The sequence below is a fragment of the Leucobacter sp. GX24907 genome, assembly GCF_053567335.1.
Genome location: NZ_JBSGPD010000002.1, coordinates 114090 through 132507, shown reverse-complemented (window position 1 = coordinate 132507; position 18418 = coordinate 114090). Strand labels below are relative to the sequence as shown.

General features: G+C 66.0%; 12 protein-coding genes and 1 pseudogene. 1 reads left to right on the top strand and 12 read right to left on the bottom strand.

Annotated elements, in window-relative coordinates; translation table 11 throughout:
- Nucleotides 1-13: 13 nt before the first annotated feature.
- The 4 genes from ACUYV6_RS03490 to ACUYV6_RS03475 all read right to left on the bottom strand — a co-directional run bounded on the left by ACUYV6_RS03490 (nt 14) and on the right by ACUYV6_RS03475 (nt 8142).
- Nucleotides 14-655, bottom strand: a complete 642-nt coding sequence (locus tag ACUYV6_RS03490) for an NAD(P)-dependent oxidoreductase (RefSeq protein WP_449277264.1) — start codon at nt 653-655, stop codon at nt 14-16.
- A gap of 275 nt (nt 656-930) precedes the next feature.
- The gene (locus ACUYV6_RS03485) at nt 931-2385 is read right to left on the bottom strand and encodes a glutamate synthase subunit beta (RefSeq protein WP_449277263.1); all 1455 of its coding nucleotides are present in this window, start codon (nt 2383-2385) and stop codon (nt 931-933) included.
- Entirely contained in the window at nt 2378-7057 is a 4680-nt protein-coding gene (gene gltB / locus ACUYV6_RS03480) for a glutamate synthase large subunit (RefSeq protein WP_449277262.1), read from the bottom strand. The genes ACUYV6_RS03485 and gltB overlap by 8 nt, the downstream gene beginning before the upstream one ends.
- Before the next feature lie 320 nt (nt 7058-7377).
- Nucleotides 7378-8142, bottom strand: coding sequence for an SDR family oxidoreductase (locus ACUYV6_RS03475; protein WP_449277261.1), 765 nt, complete (start codon nt 8140-8142; stop codon nt 7378-7380).
- Between the two features lie 200 nt (nt 8143-8342).
- On the opposite strand from ACUYV6_RS03475, the gene ACUYV6_RS03470 reads away from it, so the two are divergent.
- On the top strand, nt 8343-8702 hold the full coding sequence (locus ACUYV6_RS03470) for an RNA polymerase-binding protein RbpA (RefSeq protein WP_449277260.1): 360 nt from the start codon (nt 8343-8345) through the stop codon (nt 8700-8702).
- A gap of 10 nt (nt 8703-8712) precedes the next feature.
- On the opposite strand, the gene lnt is transcribed toward ACUYV6_RS03470, so the two are convergent.
- The 8 genes and pseudogenes from lnt to ACUYV6_RS03430 form a co-directional block, all read right to left on the bottom strand.
- The gene (lnt, locus tag ACUYV6_RS03465; RefSeq protein WP_449277259.1) at nt 8713-10455 is read right to left on the bottom strand and encodes an apolipoprotein N-acyltransferase; all 1743 of its coding nucleotides are present in this window, start codon (nt 10453-10455) and stop codon (nt 8713-8715) included.
- Nucleotides 10452-12770, bottom strand: a complete 2319-nt coding sequence (locus ACUYV6_RS03460) for a DEAD/DEAH box helicase (protein WP_449277258.1) — start codon at nt 12768-12770, stop codon at nt 10452-10454. Before ACUYV6_RS03460 ends, lnt begins: the two co-directional genes overlap by 4 nt.
- A complete protein-coding gene (tatC, locus tag ACUYV6_RS03455) occupies nt 12767-13534 on the bottom strand; it encodes a twin-arginine translocase subunit TatC (protein WP_449277257.1) in 768 nt (255 codons plus the stop codon). Before tatC ends, ACUYV6_RS03460 begins: the two co-directional genes overlap by 4 nt.
- A 100-nt stretch (nt 13535-13634) precedes the next feature.
- A complete protein-coding gene (locus ACUYV6_RS03450) occupies nt 13635-14699 on the bottom strand; it encodes a helix-turn-helix transcriptional regulator (protein ID WP_449277256.1) in 1065 nt (354 codons plus the stop codon).
- On the bottom strand, nt 14665-15702 hold the full coding sequence (locus ACUYV6_RS03445; protein ID WP_449277255.1) for a helix-turn-helix transcriptional regulator: 1038 nt from the start codon (nt 15700-15702) through the stop codon (nt 14665-14667). The genes ACUYV6_RS03450 and ACUYV6_RS03445 overlap by 35 nt, the downstream gene beginning before the upstream one ends.
- A 9-nt stretch (nt 15703-15711) precedes the next feature.
- The gene (locus tag ACUYV6_RS03440) at nt 15712-16662 is read right to left on the bottom strand and encodes a peptidylprolyl isomerase (protein ID WP_449277254.1); all 951 of its coding nucleotides are present in this window, start codon (nt 16660-16662) and stop codon (nt 15712-15714) included.
- Between the two features lie 27 nt (nt 16663-16689).
- Entirely contained in the window at nt 16690-17832 is a 1143-nt protein-coding gene (locus tag ACUYV6_RS03435; RefSeq protein ID WP_449277549.1) for a tRNA (adenine-N1)-methyltransferase, read from the bottom strand.
- An 18-nt stretch (nt 17833-17850) separates the two neighbouring features.
- Nucleotides 17851-18414: pseudogene (locus ACUYV6_RS03430) on the bottom strand (HAD family hydrolase); the annotation flags it as partial.
- Nucleotides 18415-18418 lie beyond the last annotated feature (4 nt).

The window sequence follows — 18418 nt, the reverse complement described above, 5'->3', positions numbered from 1 at the left end:
TACTCAGGCGCGCTCAATAGGCGATCGTGAAGCGCTGCCGCGCGTGCTGCGGATCCTCGATTTCATCAAGGAATGCCATACCGAAATCAGCGCCCGAGAGTTCAGACCGGCCTTCGTCGTCGACGAGCATCACGTCCCCTCCGGTGCGGTAATGCCCGAGGTACTCCCCCGGCGCCTGCCGACCGAACCCGCCCGCCGGGCTCACCAAGAACCAGTCCAGACTTTCCGGCGTCTCGCGCAGTGAGTCGAGCACCCCCGCCATCACCCCGGCGACTGGACGAATGTCGGGCGGGAATCCCTCCGTATCCATCACGAGCGGTCCGTCGGCCGTATAGCGCAGTGAGCTTGCGCCGCCGACGACGCCGAGGCGCACGCCGGCAGTATCGCTCTCGGCAGCAAGCGAGAGGATGGCATCGCGCAGTTGTTCGGCGTCGTTTCCGTGCAGGGAGGTCGCCACCACGACGACTTCGGAGGATTCCAAGGCCCGCGCGCGCTCGGCCTCATCGAGCAGGTCGCCGATACGGTAACGAACTCCTGCCATCTGCTCCGCAGGCTCTGTGCGTGTGATGCTCGTCACATCGTGCCCGCGCACGGCGGCCGCCTCCACGATGTGCGATCCTGCATACCCGCTGCCTCCGAAGACCGTGATGATCATGCCCGCCCTTTCTCTCGTGCGTTCATCTCTACGGTACTCCTGCGCTCGGTGTCAGGCGCTATGGCGGTCTGCAGCTCCTGAACACGACGGCGCCAGCTGCAGATCAGCACGTAGATATGGAAACAGCTGCTAGATATGTGATTCTCGGCAGATTCGGCATATTGAAGTGCTGTTTGCATATCTACGTGCTGATCTGCCAGACCCGCTTCCGCTGCGCGGTCGGTCACAGGCAGCGGCTGCCAGAGGGGTATGCGGGGACGCATACGTGCGCGACGTCAGGCGAAGGCGCGATCGTGCGCGGTAACGGGCGCCGGCAGCACAGTGCCGCCGGTCAGGTACTGGTCGACCGCTGCCGCTGCGGCTCGCCCTTCGGCGATCGCCCAGACGATGAGCGACTGCCCACGCCCTGCGTCTCCCGCGACGAATACGCCTGGGGCGGATGTCGAGTAGTCGCGTCCGCGCTCGAAGGCACCACGACGACCACGTTCGAGAGTGAGTCGCGGATCCTCAATGGCCTCCGGCCCTGTGAAGCCCATGGCGATGAGCACGAGATCGGCATCGAGCAGCTGCTCGGTGCCGACGGTCGGCTCGCGGCCGGTCTCAGTGTAGGCGGTCTCGGCAACCGAGAGTCCGCACAGGCGCCCCTGTGCATCTGCGACGTACTCGACAGTGGATGCGAGGAACCGCCGTTCGCCGCCTTCCTCGTGCGAACTCGATACCTCGAAGAGGTTGGGGTGCACCGGCCACGGCTGGGATGCGTCGCGCACCTCGGATGGCCTGCGCCCGATCGCGAGATTCGTGACGGACGCAGCGCCCTGGCGATGCGCGGTGCCGATGCAATCCGCGCCGGTATCGCCGCCGCCGATGACGACGACACGCTTGCCCTTCGCATCGAGCTCCTTCGGGATCGGGCGGCCGGTCGCCAACGCGCGGTTCTGAGCGGTCAGGTACTCCATCGCGTAATGGATCCCCGGGAGTTCGCGACCCGGCAGGTCGAGCGGTCGTGGGCGCGTGGACCCCGTGGCCACGACCACGGCGTCATAGCGTCGTCGCAGTTCGCCCCAGCTCATGTCGACACCGATCTCCACTCCCGTGCGGAACCGCGTGCCCTCGGCCTTGAGCTGTGCGATGCGGCGCTCGACGAGCGCCTTCTCGAGCTTGAAGTCGGGAATGCCGAGTGCCAGCAGACCCCCCGGAACCTCGTCACGCTCATAGACGGCAACGGTGTGCCCGGCTCGGGTGAGCTGCTGCGCCGCCGCGAGACCGGCAGGGCCGGAACCGACGACCGCGACCGTGCGGCCGGTGAGGCGCGCAGGGGGTTGCGGTTCGACCCAGCCGTTGGCGAAGCCCTGGTCGATGATGCTGTTCTCGACCTGCTTGATGGTCACCGCAGGTTGGTTGATGCCGAGTACACACGCGGATTCGCAGGGCGCCGGGCATGCACGACCGGTGAACTCCGGGAAGTTGTTCGTCGCGTGCAATCGGTCGAGTGCTTCGCGCTCGCGACCCCGCCAGACGAGGTCGTTCCACTCGGGGATGAGATTGCCGAGCGGGCAGCCCTGGTGGCAGAACGCCACACCGCAGTCCATGCAGCGCGAGGCCTGCTTCGCGACGAGCGTCGGGTCAGCCGGATCGACGACCTCTCGCCAGTCCTGCAACCGCAGGGGCACGGGGCGCTTCGGTGCGAGCTCGCGCTCGCGAACTTTCAGAAAACCTCGGGGATCAGCCACGGGTCGCCTCCAGAATCTCGGACCAGGCCTGGTCGCCATCGGGGTCGATGCCGCGTCGGGTCGCGCTTTCGCGGATCTCGATGACGCGGGCGTAGTTTCTCGGCACGAGCCGGGTGAAGCGGCCGAAGACCTGCTCCGGATCAGCCTCGATCTGGTCGAGGAGACCCGCTGCCAGCGTGGACGAGGTCTGCTCGACGTGTCGCTTCAGCAGAGCGGCGACGCGCTCGCGCAGCGCCCGATCCTCGGGGGTTTCCACTCCGATCGACTGCAATTGCAATGCCCCGGAGTCGAGCTCTGCCGAGTTGATATCGGTCGGATCGAGGTCGAGCAGTACGGCTTCGCCTCCGGACATGCCCGCGCCGATATTGCGGCCGGTGGGGCCGAGGATAAGAGCGAATCCGCCAGTGAAGTATTCGAGCGCGTGATCACCCGTGCCTTCGACGACGGCGGTCGCTCCGGAGCCTCGGACGAGGAAGCGCTCGCCGACGACGCCCGCGATCCACAGGGATCCGCCCGTGGCACCGTAACCGATGACATTGCCCGCGATCACGTTGCCGTCAGACTCGAGCACGGCGTTCGGGTGGGATCGGATCACGATCTCTCCGCCTGAAAGCCCCTTGCCGACGTAGTCGTTGGCGTCGCCGATCAGGCGCAGTGTCATTCCCGACGGCAAGAATGCGCCGAGTGACTGTCCGGCCGACCCGGTGAGCGTGATGTCGATGGTCTCCGGGGCGAGCCCATCGGCGCCGAAGCGCTTGGTGACCTCGTGCCCGAGCATCGTTCCGACCGCACGGTCGATGTTGCGGATCGGCAGGTCGACCACCACCGGCTCGCGACGTTCCAGCGCGTCGGCGGCGAGCGGGATGAGGGCTCGGTCGAAGTGCTGGTCGAGCTCGTGGTCCTGGCTTCTTCCGGATCGGCGCGGTTCGTCGTCGGCGAATTCGGGGCCGCACAGGATCGGCGTGAGGTCGAGCCCCTCCGCCTTCCAGTGCGCGATGGCGAAGTCGACGTCGAGCGCGCGATGGTCACCGGTCGCTTCGTCGAGGCTGCGGTAGCCGAGCGAGGCGAGCAGTTCTCGCACCTCTTCGGCGATGAACAGGAAGAAGTTGACGACGTGCTCGGCCTGCCCGGTGAAGCGAGAGCGCAACTCTGGGTTCTGCGTCGCAACCCCGACCGGGCATGTGTCGAGATGGCACACGCGCATCATGATGCAGCCGGAAACCACGAGCGGCGCGGTCGCGAAGCCGAATTCCTCGGCTCCGAGCAGAGCGGCGATGACCACGTCTCGTCCGGTTTTCAGCTGGCCGTCGACCTGCACCACGACGCGATCTCGCAGGCCGTTGAGCATGAGCGTCTGCTGAGCCTCGGCGAGACCGAGTTCCCAGGGCGAACCGGCGTGCTTGAGCGAGTTCATCGGGCTCGCACCGGTGCCGCCGTCGTGCCCGGAGACCAGAATGACATCGGAGAGCGCCTTCGCCACGCCCGCCGCGACGGGACCGATACCCGACTGCGAGACGAGCTTCGTCGAGATGCGCGCCGATGGATTCGCTCGCTTCAGATCGAAGATCAGCTGCTTGAGGTCTTCAATCGAGTAGATGTCGTGGTGGGGTGGCGGAGAGATCAGCCCAACACCCGGCGTCGCGTGACGCGTCGAAGCGATCCAGGGGTACATCTTCTGCGGCGGAAGCTGCCCGCCCTCGCCGGGCTTTGCCCCCTGCGCAAGCTTGATCTGAATCTCGTCGGCATGCGTCAGATACATCGAGGTGACGCCGAAGCGACCCGATGCGACCTGCTTGATGGAGCTGCGGCGCTCAGGATCGAGCAGACGCTCCTCGCTCTCGCCCCCCTCGCCGGTATTCGATCGACCACCGAGTCGATTCATCGCGATGGCAAGGGTCTGATGAGCTTCAGGCGAGATCGAACCATAGCTCATCGCGCCCGTCGCGAAGCGTCGCACGATCGATTCGACGGGTTCGACCTCATCAAGCGGTACCGGGGGTCGCTGCGGCGCGAAGCGGAAGAGTCCGCGCAGCGTCATGAGTCGTTCCTGCTGCTCGTTGACGCGACGCGTGTATTCGGTGAAGATCTCGCGCCGGCCCGTGCGGGTCGCATGCTGCAGCTTGTAGATCGTCTCGGGGTCGAAGAGGTGCGGTTCTTCTCCGCGGCGCCAACGGTATTCGCCGCCGGTCTCAAGGCGACGGTGCGCCAGCGCCGCCGGGTCATCGGGGTAGGCGCGATGGTGGCGTGCCGCGACCTCCGCCGCGATCACGTCGAGCCCGACGCCTCCGAGACGGGATCCGGTGCCGGTGAAGTAGCGATCGACGATGTGCTGCGCGAGTCCGAGTGCTTCGAAAGTCTGGGCGCCGCAGTAGGAGGCGACCGTGGAGATCCCCATCTTGCTCATGACCTTGAGGAGTCCCTTGCCCAGGGCCTTGATGAGACGGGCGACCGCAGTCTTCTCGTCAATCGGCTCGATTCCCCCGTCATCCAGTTCACCGGAGCGGACTAACCACTCCACGCTTTCCATCGCGAGATACGGATTCACTGCGGCGGCTCCGTAGCCGATGAGTGCGGCGACATGATGCACCTCGCGTACATCACCGGCTTCGGCGATGAGAGCGACGCGCATACGCGTGCCTTCGCGGATCAGGTGGTGGTGCACTGCGGATACCGCGAGCAGCGAGGGCACGGGCGCTTGCAGTCGGTTGGAGTCGCGGTCGGAGAGGATCACGAACTCAGCGCCCTCGGCAATCGCCGCGCTCGTCTCGAGGCACATTTCTTCGAGCCGGTTCGCGAGCGCCTGCGCGCCCCCGCCCACCTCGTAGAGTCCTCTGATGGTGACGGCGCGCTCGCGCTCGACGTCCTCGCTGAAGTGCTGAATGCGGGCGAGCGCATCGTTGTCGATGACCGGGAAGTCGAGGATCACTTGACGCGCGTGGTCCTCGGACTGTGCCAGAAGATTCGGCTGAGGACCGATGCTGGCCTCGAGGCTCGTGACGAGCTCTTCGCGGAGCGCGTCGAGCGGCGGGTTCGTCACTTGCGCGAACTGCTGGACGAAGTAGTCGAAGATGAGACGCGGGCGCTCGGAAAGCACGGCGATCGGGGTGTCCGTGCCCATTGCCGCGATCGGCTCGGCGCCGTCTCGTGCCATCGGCGCGAGGAGCACGCGCAGCTCCTCATCCGTGTAGCCGAAGGTGCGCTGCCGGCGGTGAATCGACGCGGGCGGATGCACGAGGTGCTCGCGTTCGGGCAGGTCGGTGAGCCGGATGCGTCCGTTCTGGAGCCATTCGCCCCAGGGCGCGAGCGAGGCCAGCTCTTCCTTGACCTCATGGTCGAAGCGAACTCGTCCGTGAGAGAGATCGACTGCGAGCATGCGGCCGGGCTGCAACCTCCCCCGTCGCACGACCCGTTCGGGCGCGAAGTCGAGCACTCCGGTCTCACTCGCGATGACGAGCAGTCCGTCAGAGGTGATCTGGAAACGTCCCGGACGAAGCCCATTGCGGTCGAGCAAGGCCACGAGCTCATTGCCGTCGGTCGCGATCATCGCCGCGGGGCCGTCCCACGGCTCCATCACGAGCGAGTGATATTCGAGGAAGGCACGCAGGTCATCCGAGAGACCGAGCTCCGATTCCCAGGCCTCCGGCACCATCATCGCGAGCGCGTGAGGCAGGGAACGGCCGGCGGCGACCAGCAACTCGAGCACTTCATCGAAGCTCGCAGAGTCGCTGCCCCCCTCCGAGCAGATGGGGAGAAGCGGGCGGAGATCGCCGAGTCGTTCGGAGACCAGCTGCGATTCTCGTGCCCTCATCCAGTTGCGGTTGCCGCGCACCGTATTGATCTCGCCGTTGTGCGCGACCATGCGCAAGGGTTGCGCCAGGTGCCAGGAGGGGAACGTGTTGGTCGAATAGCGGGAGTGCACGATCGCGAAGCGCGAAGTCAGGCGCTCATCATGCAGCTCGGGGTAGAACTCTGCGAGCTGCAGCGTCGTGACCATTCCCTTGTAGGTCATGGTCCGGCTGGAGAACGATGGCAAATAGCATCCGGTCTCGCGTTCAATGCGCTTGCGCACGCGGAAGGCGCGACGCTCGATCTCCGCACCGTCAGCACCGGACCCGCCGAACATCGATCCACCGAGCGCGGGTCCGCCAAGCACTGATCCGCCGAGCCCGGACACGGCGCCCGTGGTCGAGGCGACCAGGATCGGTTGCTCGATCACCGGGCTCGCAGCACGAGCGCTCTCTCCGAGTACTTCCGGCCGCACGGGCACTTCGCGCCAGTGCAGTACTTCGAGCCCTTCTTCCGCGGCGATTGAGGTGATTCGGTAGCGCACGGCCTGTCGCTCGGTCGAAGCCTGCGGCAGGAACACGAGGCCGGTCGCGTAGAGGCCGGCTGCGGGAAGGCGATCAGCAATGCCGGGCCCCTCGAGCTCTTCGCGCAGGAAGGCGTCGGGGACGTCTACGAGGATGCCCGCGCCATCACCAGTTCCCGCGTCGGAGCCGACTGCGCCGCGATGCTCCAGATTCTCGAGCGCTTCGAGCGCGAGTGCCACGATCTCGTGGCTGGGTTCGCCGGTCAGTGAGACGACCGAGGCGAGGCCGCAGGCATCGCGCTCATCCTCGGGCCGATAGAGGCCAGTGGCGACGGGCTGCTGAGTGGGGTGGTTCGTGCGCATCGACGCCCTTTCTCGAAGTATCCGGGACTCGGGCATCGTCAACCCGGAGCTCGAGAATATCACCGTTTTATTCGGCAAAATGAATCGACCATCGAACCTTATGCGTGATATACCAAGATATGCGCATTATGACCGAATAATATTCGGCAGGGCTTGAATTATTCCGAATCGCGTGAATCAAGAATATCTTCCGGAAACAGCTCCGAAACACTCCCGTAACAGACGTGCTCAGGGCCTGAGAATGCACCTGAGGCGGCAACGCAAACGGGTGGCTGCCGAGCTATCCGCTCGGCAGCCACCCGCGACACAGGAGAAAGCGACTACTCCGCTGCGAAGCTCGAGACGTCTCCGGTGAGCCTCGTGTGATCGGCCGGGATCGGGTCGACGGCAGCTCGTGCGACCTCTGCCGCGAACTCCGACACATTGTAGAGGCGACCCGCCTGCTCGCGTCGCTCCTCGATCGCACCGGGGTTCAACCGGTTGAGCAGCGTGGCGGTCACGGTGCCCTCGATCATGTCGCCCGACACGACCACGAAGCCGATACCGCGCTCTTCGAGCTCCGGGATGCGCTCGCGCAGCGCATCCTCGCCGGCACGCTTGGAGCGCGCCACCGGCTCGTACTCCGGCATCGTCGGAGTGGTTCGAATGAAGTGCGCCTGGTGACTCGTCACGAAGACGACTCGCGACCCCTCGCTCATCAGCGGCAGCGCTGCGTCGAGCACCGAGACCTGCGCATCACGGTTCAAGCGGAGCGCATAGTCTTCGCCCATGCCGCTCTCCATACCCCCGGAAGCATTGAGCACGAGGATATCGAGGCCGCCGAACTCCTCGCGCACCGCGTCCATCATGGAAGCGACGGAGGCAGGATCCGTCAGGTCGGCACCCTGCACGATCGCGCGCGAACCGAGCTCTCGCAGTTGTGCGGCGAGTTTCTCGGCCCGAGGCGCCTTGTTGCGGAAGTTGACGACGACATCGGCTCCGGCCTCCGCGAAGTAGCGCACGGTGTCGGCACCGATGCCACGGGAGGATCCCGTCACGAGAGCGCGACGGCCCTGCAGGCTATTGGGTTCGAGAGGCTGAGTCACAGATGCTCCTTCATTCGGTAGTGCTGCGCTGCGCACTCTGCGCGGTCGGCGGGGTGCGGCGGTTTCAGCCTCCAGCGTAGTGGAATCGCGGTCTCGCATCGCGGAGGGGTATCGCCCCGCCGCCCAGAGGAGTAGTCTGCGGAGAGGAGGCAAGGGAACCGCCCGCGGCTTCAGGTGGTTCCCCCAACGGAGGAGGATCCATGGCCGAGCGAACACTCCGAGGTGCGCGAATCGGGTCGACCAGCCTGCAAGGCGAGGCAGGGGTGGAACTGGCTCCGCGGCGCAGCGTGGAGTACCTGACCGATAAGGGCACGCGGTTCACGGTGACCTTCGACGCCGATGCAGAGCCGCCGCCCGACTGGATCGACCAGCGTACGGGAGAACTGGGCTTTCTCGATGATGAAGCCGGGCAGACCGCACGAGCCGAGTTCGAAGAGAAGGAAGCATCTCAGCGCACGCACTGGGACATGCTCATCGAGCGCCGCTCCCGTGAGGAGTTGGAGGAACTCCTCGAGGAACGGTTGCAACTCTTGCGGGCGAGACGCAGCGGGAAGAAGTAGTCCCCCTCTCTTACTGCTCCTTGTTTCGTGACCGGAGGATCGTCAGCGCACCGACGGCGGAACCTCCGAGACCGAGTACGATCCACGCCCAAGCGAGCCGGGGCGTCACGGCGATGCCGGGGGTGATGCCGCGCACCAACGGCACGTCCGCCAGCAGCGCATCGGCAGTGTGCGGTTCGAGTGCGTCCAACGAGTTTCCGTCGGGTCCGACGATCTCGCTGGTACCGACCGTAGAAATGTTGACGACTGCATGTCCCGTCTCAATCGCGCGGAGCCGCGCGATCTGGAGCTGCTGCGCGCTCTGGTCGGTATAGCCGAAGTCGGCGTTGTTGGTCGGAGCGAGAATCAGCTGCGCACCGTCCCGAACCATCGCCTCAGCGTGCGCGTCGACAACGATATCGAAGCAGATCGCGAGGCCGGCGCGAACGTGCTCAGAAACACCGCTGGCGTCATCGAGGTCTCCAATAGGGATCTCCATCACCGCGGGGCGCGTACCGAACTCATACTCGAGCTGCACCAGCTCGACGAGCTCGGGCACCAGCGCATGGAAGAACTCCCGGTTCGGCATGTACTCGGCGAAGGGCACTGGGAATCGCTTGTCGTAACGCAACTCCTCGCCCGGACGAGCCCGCTTGCCATCAGCTGCCAGGGGTCCTTGGGGTCCCCACACGAGCGAACTGTTCGTGAACGTGCCGTCCGGATCCTGCAGCACTGATCCCACGACGATCGCCGCTCCGCTGCGCCTGGCGAGCTGGGCGATGCGCTGACCGTCTCGGACGCGGTCACGGACCTCGTACTCAGCGCTGTTCTCCGGCCACACGATGAGATCGACGCTATCGCCAGAGGCCTCGAGCCGGTCAAGCAGGCGCTCGGTCTCCGCAATGTGATCGTCGAACACATCGCCTGAGTCGCGATCATCAAAGATGCCGGCCTGCGAGTTTCCCTGAATCGCCGCAATCCGCACGTCTCCTGTGCGCTCCAGCTGTGCTGGAGGGACGCACGCCAGCAACAGTACCGAGGCGGTCACACCGGCGACTGTGATCAGCGGTCCTGCATACACGCGTGGCCAACGCGTCTTGGAGGGAGCACTGTCACCTGCAACGGCATTGGACACCGCCCGAGTAACCTTCGTGATCCGCCACTGTTCGAGCCCGGCGATTACGGCTCCCGCGATCCCCGCAGCCGCGAGTGCAAGCAGCCCGGTGAGCCCCACGAAACCCATCCACGAGGCGAGATCGCCGAGAGGCGATGAAGCCTGGGTGTGTGCCAGTCGTCCCCAAGCAAAGCCGCCATACGGCCAGGCGCCCTGCAACTGCTCGCGCGCCACCCAGAGTCCGGCCGCAGTCACTGCCTGAGCAGCCGCGAGCAGCGCTCGCACTGCCGGGCGCGCTGAATGGTCTCGCAGGATCGCGAATCCACGAGTGCCACTGCCGACGAGCCCGCCCATCAGTGTGAACCAGAGCACCATGGCGCCGCAGAGGCCCAGCCAGGGAATTGGACCGAGGTAGAGAGTGAGCCACGATATGTGCGGCATCCAGAACGACGCCCCGGCCACGAAGCCGACGAGCAGCCCGAATGCGGGGCGCTGCTGCCACATCGCGAGCAGCATCAGCGCGGCGCCGGGGATCGCGAGCGGCCACCACCCCAGACCGGGAGCGGCCGCATCGAGCGCGAAACCGCCGAGCGCCGCGATCGGAAGAGCCAACCACCACTTCAGCGACCCGACGCGCGAGCCTGCGTGCCGCTCACTCATGAGGAGCTGGAGGCTTCCACGATGCCACGCCGCACCGCGCGCTTGGCCTCCCGCGCCAATTTCGCGAGGCCGGCGAGGCGATCACAATCCTCCGCACCGAGATTCGCACCACTGCTTCCGGCATGCTCACCCGCACGAGCAATCTGATCGAGCAGATCGATCGTCTGCTTCGCCCAGCGCACGAAATCACCGGCACCGGCGCCGCTCTCCTCGAGCACGCGCTCGATCGAGTCGCCGCGCGCCCATGCGCGCATTGCGCGCGCGAATCCGGCATGCGGAGGCGCTGCTCGCGGAAGCCGATGCTGCTCGGCGAGGTCGTCGAGCTCGACCCAGATGTCGAGCACCCGATCGTAGGCCTCAGCGAAACGACCGCCCGGCAGGCGCTCCTCGAGTTCATCGTCGCGCCGCGGCTCGTAGCTCAGTGCGCAACACATCGCGGCCAGGCCCGGCGCGTCCAGTCCGCGCCAGGCGTCGCGGCGCAGGCACTCGGCGACCAGCAGGTCCCGTTCGCCGTAGATGCGGCGCAGCAGTTCTCCCCACGGTGCGACCTCGAGCTCTTCAGATCGCCTGTGCGCCGTGAGATACCCGAGGTCGAGAAGCGCATCGACCACTCGATCGAACGTGCGGGCAATCGTGCCCGTTCGGGCGGCGATCTGACGACGCCCTCGCTCGATACGACGACGGAGCTTGCGTGTGCGATCCTCCCAGCGTTTTCGATCCGAGCCGTGCGCTCGAGCAACTGCGGCCTCGTACCCCGCGAGCGACTCCTGCTCCGCACGCAGTTCGCGCGCCTGCGCGACGACCGCGCGATCGGCTTGGAACTGGGCGAAGGAGAGCTCGAGCATTTCGTGTGCACTCTCACGACTCATCCGACCGAGCAGATTCACCGCCATATTCGGTGTCGGCCGGAAGATCGACTTCACCGGAAACGACCGGGCTCCTGCGAGGTGTGCGAGTGCCTCGAGGTCCGTACCGTCTTGCCAGACGACGACCGCGTGCCCCTCGGTATCTATCCCACGACGACCGGCACGACCGGTCAACTGGGTGTACTCGCCGGAGGTGAGCGGCACGCGCTCTTCGCCGTTGAACTTCGTGAGCTTCTCGATCACCACCGCGCGCGCGGGCATGTTGATACCGAGGGCAAGCGTCTCGGTTGCGAAGACGAGCTTCACGAGCCGTCGCTGGAAGAGGCGCTCGATGATGCTCTTCAGCGCAGGAAGCAGCCCGGCGTGATGCGCGGCGACCCCGCGCTCGAGCGCCGCGCTCCACTCGCGCGTACCGAGTACACGGTGCTCCTCATCGCTCAGGCCGACGAGTCCCGAACGAACAGTCCGCCGAATCTCGTCTCGCTCCTCGCGCGTGGTCAGCCGGACCCCTTCGAACATGCACTGGCGCACTGCCTGATCACAGCCGTTGCGACTGAACACGAACACGATCGCCGGGGTGAGCCCGGTCTCGTCAAGCGCACGCGCGATATCAGCGTGCGAGATGCGGGGCGCTCGACGTCGCGGCGGGCGACCTCGAGAGCGCTCGCCGCGCCCGCCACGACCTGAGCCGCTGCGGCGGCCGCCCCATTCCAATTCCCGGAGCTCGGGATTGAGCCGGCGGCGGCGCGGGCCGCCACGACCGGTGGGGTCCGCCTCGGCATCGATGTAGAGCGGCAGCAGCGCCCGCGATGTGAGCACGTGCTGGTGCAACGGTACGGGGCGGTGCTCTGAGAGGATCACATCGGTATCACCGCGTACGGCATGGATCCAGTCACCGAATTCCTCGGCGTTCGAGACGGTGGCCGAGAGCGCGACGATGCGCACATGACGCGGCAGGTGCAGGATGATCTCTTCCCATACTGCGCCTCGGTGCCGGTCGCCGAGGTAATGGACCTCATCGAGCACCACGAAGGCGAGGTCATCGAGCACCGCCCGCGATCCGCCGCCTCCGCCGTCCGAGCCCTCGGCATAGATCATGTTGCGCAGCACTTCAGTCGTCATCACGATGATCGGAGCGTCGCCACGCACATTGACATCGCCGGTCAAGAGGCCGACCTCGTCCTCCCCGTACTCCGCGCAGAGCTCGTGGAACTTCTGATTCGAGAGCGCCTTGATGGGTGCCGTGTAGAAGATGCGCGCGTCGCGCTCACGTCGTGCCAGCCTGACGGCGAACTCCGCGACGGTCGTCTTTCCAGACCCGGTCGGCGCAGCGACGAGCACACTGCGCCCCTCCTCCAGCCGCTCGCAGGCAGCGCGCTGGAACGCGTCGAGCGGGTAACCGAGGCGCTCAGCGAAGTGGTCGAGAGCGGGGTGCAAAGCGCCGCTCACCCGTGCACATCCTCGAGGTCATAGTCGGCAAGGTCAGCGGCACGTCGCCGGTCAACAATTCGGTCATGCCAGATCGCGACTCCCGCCGCGATGAAGTACAGCACGGCGATCGGCGCAGCCAATAGGAACATGCTCATGAGATCGGCAGCCGGGGTGGTGATCGCGGCGAAGATGACGATGCAGAGGATCGCGATCCGCCAACTCTTCAGGATCGACATGCCGCGCAGCACTCCGATGAAGTTGAGGAGCACGAGAAGCACGGGCAGTACAAAGCCGACTCCGACCGCGAGTAGCAGCTTGATGGCGAAGTCGAGGTACGATCGCGCGTTCATACTGAAGACGTCTTCGTCGGGTTGGAAGGTTGCCATGAGCCTGACGATGTTCGGAAGGACGCTCCATCCGGCGTAGATACCACCCAGAAACAGGGGCACCGCAGTGCCGAGGAATCCGATGGCGTACCACTTCTCACGCCGACGCAACCCGGGCACGATGAACGCCCAGAGCTGGTACAACCAGATCGGACAAGCAATCATCACCGCGATGAACAGCGAGATCTGCATCTTGAGATCGAAGCCGCTCGACACATCGGTGTACATGATCTGGGCAGTACGACCCGTCTCTTCTTCGATGATCCGCAACGGCGCGCGCAACACATCCCAGACCCAATCCGACAGGAACCAACCGGCGACCAGAGCGAGAGCAATCGCGATTGCCGAGATGATGAGTCGCTTGCGCAGTTCGACGAGATGCTCCCCGAGGCTCATCCTCCCCTCGGAGTTCCGCGCTCGCCGACTTCTCACCGCCACGCGCCCAGTGTATCCCAGCGACTCCCGGGATCCGCCGGGATGCGTACGAGCATTGCGCTCACTCGTCGTAGTACGCGAGCGCTTCTTCGGCCCAGCACCGAACGGCCTCTCGAGCCTCGTCCGGCGCTTCGACGACGACCTCGCCCAGGGCATGTTCGACAAGACGGATCGCAGCATCGACATGGCCGAGCTCGACGCGCACGCGCACCCAGCCCTCCTCCGCAGGTACGGCGAGAAGCTCCGGCTCGAACCCGGAGATGCGGGACAGCGCCCACTCGCGCACTCGAGCCTCGACGGTCACGGCATCGCCGGCGGACCGAACCGACGCCGGCTTCTCGGGTGCAGGTGCCGCAAGGGGCGCGCGCTGCGGCTTCGCGGAATCTGCTGGCTCCGCTCGCTGCGCAAGCGTCGCCGGCTCCGCGAGCAATGCGGGCTCATCGAGCATCGCGAGGCGACGCATGCGATCGACGCGGAACGTCCGCTCCTCGCCCCGATCATGGCACACACCGCGCAAGTACCAAGCGTCGGCTCCCTGCTGGAGTCGCATCGGGCTCACCCTCCGCTCGGTCTCGGTTCCTCTTCCATCACGGTAGGTGAACTCCAAAGCGACGCCGACTCGCAGTGCCTCGACGATCATTGGCAGACGTTCGTCTTGCGGTTCCACGCTGATGCTGAGCGCTGCGGCATCAGACGGCACGGCGAACGCTTCACCCAGCTTGGCGGCGGTACGTGCCGCAAGTTCGGCATCGTCAGCCGGGAGCATCGAAGTGAGCGCCTGCAGCCCTGCGATGAGCGCAGCCGCCTCTACCGGCGCGAAGCGCGGTACTTCTTCCACGACCACTGGACGCACCAGGCTGGCGAGGTCTTCGTGCTCCAGCGCATCCCAGTCGATGTCGAAGAGGTCTTCCGGCTGATAGGTCAGCGTCTCCCCCGGCACGCCGGCGGTGCCGAGGAATCGGAACAGGCTGCGGAGCTCGGCCGGTTCGACGCCGAAGGTCTCGGCGAGCTCGACGATGGGCGTCGGCCCGCGCTCCCGCAGATAAGGCACGAGGTTGAAGAGCAGCAGGACTCGATCCACCGAGGTCAGGTCACGCGCCACGCCGACCACCTTCTCCCGCGGCATCCGCAGACATATGCTGTGCGGCCACCGTCGCGAGTCGCCGCCGCACGGCCTTCCGAAGCACCTCGGGGCCGAGCACCTCGACATCAGCACCGTACGTGGCAAGCTCATCGGCAAGGGCGTGCTCGTGATAATCGAGCGTACCGACCCGCAGCGTACGGAATCCGGCAACCTCTCCTTCTCCGCTGACCGACCGAGGTGAGAGCCTCGCCTCCGCGGTCGAACCGCGTCGCACGCAGAGATCCGCAAGCTGGGTTTCGCCACGGCGCAGCAATTCGCCGATCTGCTCATCCGCCCGGTCGAGCAGCGCCACTTCGAAGGTGTCGCGTTCCCGACGCACATCTCCAGCAATACGCGAGAGCAGAAAGACTCGGCCCGCGTCGCGCTCAAGATCCCACGCCACCAGATGCCAGCGCCCGTCTGCACGATGCAATCGCAACGGAGCGACTCTGCGCTGCAACGGACGCGCCTTGCCCGGGAGCTGATAGTCGAACACGACCGTGCGCCGCTCATCGATGGCCCGCTGGAGCACCGGAGCAGCCGGTTCCACCGAACCGATCTTGGGCACGACTCCGAGATGTCGGGCGTCGACGCCAGCTCCTAGCGCTTCCAGTCGCATGGCAGCGCGTCTGGAGTGTTCACCCATGCTGCCATCGCGCCAGGCCAGCGCCGCGAGCCGCAGCAGCACCAGTTCCTCTGCAGAGAATCTCAGCTCTGCGGGCACCTCCAAGCGCTCCCGAGAGATACGGTATCGCGTGAGCTGCGTGTTCCCGGGCTCTGTCGGAGAATCGAGCGTCTCGATCGGCATCCCGAGTGTGCGCAACTGATCTTTGTCGCGCTCGAACTGCCGTTCGAGCGCAACCGATGCCGACTCCCGCTCATAGCGATCCGCATAGCCGTAGACGCTGGAGAGCAGCTCTCGCTTCGTCGCGCCCTGCGGCGTGGCGATGAGGGCGAGCAGCAGGCTGAAAAGCCGCTGCTCACCGGGAATGCGCCCGGCCGTCATCGAGTCCGCCTACGCGATGCCCAGGATGTCGAGCACGAGCACATGCGGCGACTCGCCGCCGCGCATGATCACGAGCTGCGAACCTACGGGAACGCCGGTGATCTGGTCACGGAAGTCGTAGCCATCGGCAGGTGCTGTCTCCTCATCGAAGATCGGGATCGGGGTGCCCTGCTCGCGCGTATTCGCGAACACCTCTCCTTCGCCGTCGACACCCAGTGCATGGACGAGGACGGTGTCGTCAGCACCGACCTTCGCACCCTTGCCCTCGATGCGGACTGCGGTGCGCGTCCCATCGGAGAATCCCTGCGGAGGCAGGACGACTCCGGGGTTGCCGTGCTCATCGGTCACGACGGCGGGGAAGCCCTGAGGCAAGCCGCGCTCGGTGCCACGCGCTGAAGTCTCCCCCACGCCGACCGTGTCGACTACCGCGATCACGGAGGATCCCGATTCGACCTGCAGGTTCATCGTCTGGGCGTAAGCCTCGGTCTCTTCAGGGCTCAGCACCACGAGCGTGCGGTCGCCCGCAGCCGTGCATTCGAGGCCGGCGCCGAGCGGATCCTGGCCCAGCATGACGAAGCGAGACGCACGGTTCGCATCAAAGGGGCCGGACTGACCGACCGCCTCTCCGGTCGAAGAGTCGAAGTACGCCACATTCGCGAGAACGAACCCGTCATCTTCCGCGAGTTCATCACGATCGTCGCTCGACACCACAGCCGTGCGCTGCGAAACCTGCGCACGTACATCTTCCGGAACCGTGATCGACGGCTCCTCACCGAAGGTACCGCTCACCTCCACGCCGTCGCTCAGCGCACCCGGCTTGAGCGTGGGTGCGCAGTTGTCTGCTGCTGCCTGTGCCGAGCAGCCGGTCGCACCGGCGAGCAGCAGCGCGGGAACCGCGATGACGGGGAGGATACGACGACGCATGGAGACCTCTCGCAGAAGTTCGGTGAACCCGGCCATACTATCCGAGTGCCGCAGGGAATCCCGTCAGACAGCCTCGGGGCTTTCCCCATTCTCCGTCTGCGCAGCGAGTCGATGGGCTTCTCGCGCCTTCTTACGCAGGATCTTGTCGCTCTTGCCGCGTTCACCCACCGCTTCCGGCGTCCACACCGAGGCATCCGTGCCGCCCGCAGCATCCGGTAACCAGCTCGCCATGTCGTCCTCGCTGAAATCGCTCTTCGAGGCCCGGCGTTTGAGACTCGGCAGGACGGTGCCCAGAGCCAATCGGCGAGCGGTCACGAGGAAGCCGGTGTGCGCCACCATCCGATGATCCGGACGGACGGCGAGACCCTCGACGTGCCAGCCGCGCACCATCGTCTCGGAGGCCTGCGGGTGGGTGAAACTTCCCGAGCTTCGCAGCTCTTCCACGGTGCGAGACAGCTGGGTGACCGTCGCGACGTAGCAGATGAGCACTCCCCCTGGCTTCAGAGCATCGGCGGCGACGCTGACGCATTCCCAGGGCGCCAGCATGTCGAGCACGATACGGTCGACGCTCGCGCCCGGGCAGGCCGCAGGCAGCTGCTCCTGCAAATCACCAACGGTCACCGACCAGTTCGCAGGCGCTCCGCCCGCGAAGGCCGCGGCGTTAGCCTGCGCAATCTGCGCGAACTCGTCACGCCGTTCGAACGAGTGCAGGCGCCCCTCCGGTCCGATCGCCCGCAACAGATGCAACGAGAGGGCTCCGGATCCGACCCCGGCCTCGACCACTGTCGCCCCCGGGAAGATATCGGCGAGGGAGAGGATCTGCGCCGCGTCCTTGGGATACACGATCGCAGCGCCTCGCGGCATCGACATCACAAAGTCCGAAAGCAGTGGTCGCAGCGCCAAATACTCCTCCCCGGTGCTGTTGACCACTACCGAGGCATCCGGGAGGCCCACCAGATCGGCGTGCTGAATCGTGCCCCGGTGACTGTGGAACTCGCCGCCTCGGATCAGGGTGACGGTATTGATCCGCCCCTTCGGACCCGTCAGTTGCACACGGTCGCCGTAGCGAAACGGCCCGCTGGCAGCCGGAGTGTCGGAGACTTCGGCAGCGCGAACGCGCGCAAATCCCTCGGTGAGCACGTGCAGATCCACTCCGACGAGCGAGGGCCACACCTCGTGCGCCGCCGACCCGTCAAGCGCAATCATGTTCGGCACACCAACCGTCACTGCGCCCGCCGAGCGTGCTGACCGTGCGCCGGTCGGTGAGTCCTCGAACGCCAAGCAATCGCCGATATCGACGCCGAGAGCTGCAGCCCCGCGAAGGTACGGATCCGGATGCGGCTTCTCGTGCTCCACCTCGTCACCCGCGATGATGGCGCTGAACACGCCCTCGGGCAGCAGGGACACGACCTTCTCGGCGAAGGATCGCACTGACATCGTGACGAGCGCGCACGGAGTACCCGCGTCGCGCAGCTCGGTCAGCAATTCGACCGCGCCCGGCCGCCACAGAGGTTCGCTCTGCTCAAGCCCCTCCTCGACTCCGGCCACCCATTCGGCGACGATCTCATCCGCAGTCAGCGGAACACCGAGCTCCCGAAAGAGCTCGGCACCGGCCCACAGCCCCGTACCGATGAGCCGATCATGCAGTTCCTCCCCGAGCTCCAGCCCATACCGCTCGAGCATGCGGACCTCGGCCTGCAACCAGAGAGGTTCGGAATCGATGACGGTCCCGTCCATGTCCCAGAGGATCGCCCGCGGTGCCGGGTCGGAGGTCGATGCTGCGCTCATTCCC

Coding starts and splice junctions, on each gene's coding strand:
- ACUYV6_RS03490 (WP_449277264.1), bottom strand. CDS start 655: ATGATCATCACGGTCTTCGGAGGCAGCGGGTATGCAGGATCGCACATC.
- ACUYV6_RS03470 (WP_449277260.1), top strand. CDS start 8,343: ATGGCCGAGCGAACACTCCGAGGTGCGCGAATCGGGTCGACCAGCCTG.
- lnt (WP_449277259.1), bottom strand. CDS start 10,455: ATGAGTGAGCGGCACGCAGGCTCGCGCGTCGGGTCGCTGAAGTGGTGG.
- ACUYV6_RS03450 (WP_449277256.1), bottom strand. CDS start 14,699: ATGCCGCGGGAGAAGGTGGTCGGCGTGGCGCGTGACCTGACCTCGGTG.
- tatC (WP_449277257.1), bottom strand. CDS start 13,534: ATGAGCCTCGGGGAGCATCTCGTCGAACTGCGCAAGCGACTCATCATC.
- gltB (WP_449277262.1), bottom strand. CDS start 7,057: ATGCGCACGAACCACCCCACTCAGCAGCCCGTCGCCACTGGCCTCTAT.
- ACUYV6_RS03435 (WP_449277549.1), bottom strand. CDS start 17,832: ATGATTGCGCTTGACGGGTCGGCGGCGCACGAGGTGTGGCCCTCGCTC.
- ACUYV6_RS03440 (WP_449277254.1), bottom strand. CDS start 16,662: ATGGCCGGGTTCACCGAACTTCTGCGAGAGGTCTCCATGCGTCGTCGT.
- ACUYV6_RS03445 (WP_449277255.1), bottom strand. CDS start 15,702: ATGACGGCCGGGCGCATTCCCGGTGAGCAGCGGCTTTTCAGCCTGCTG.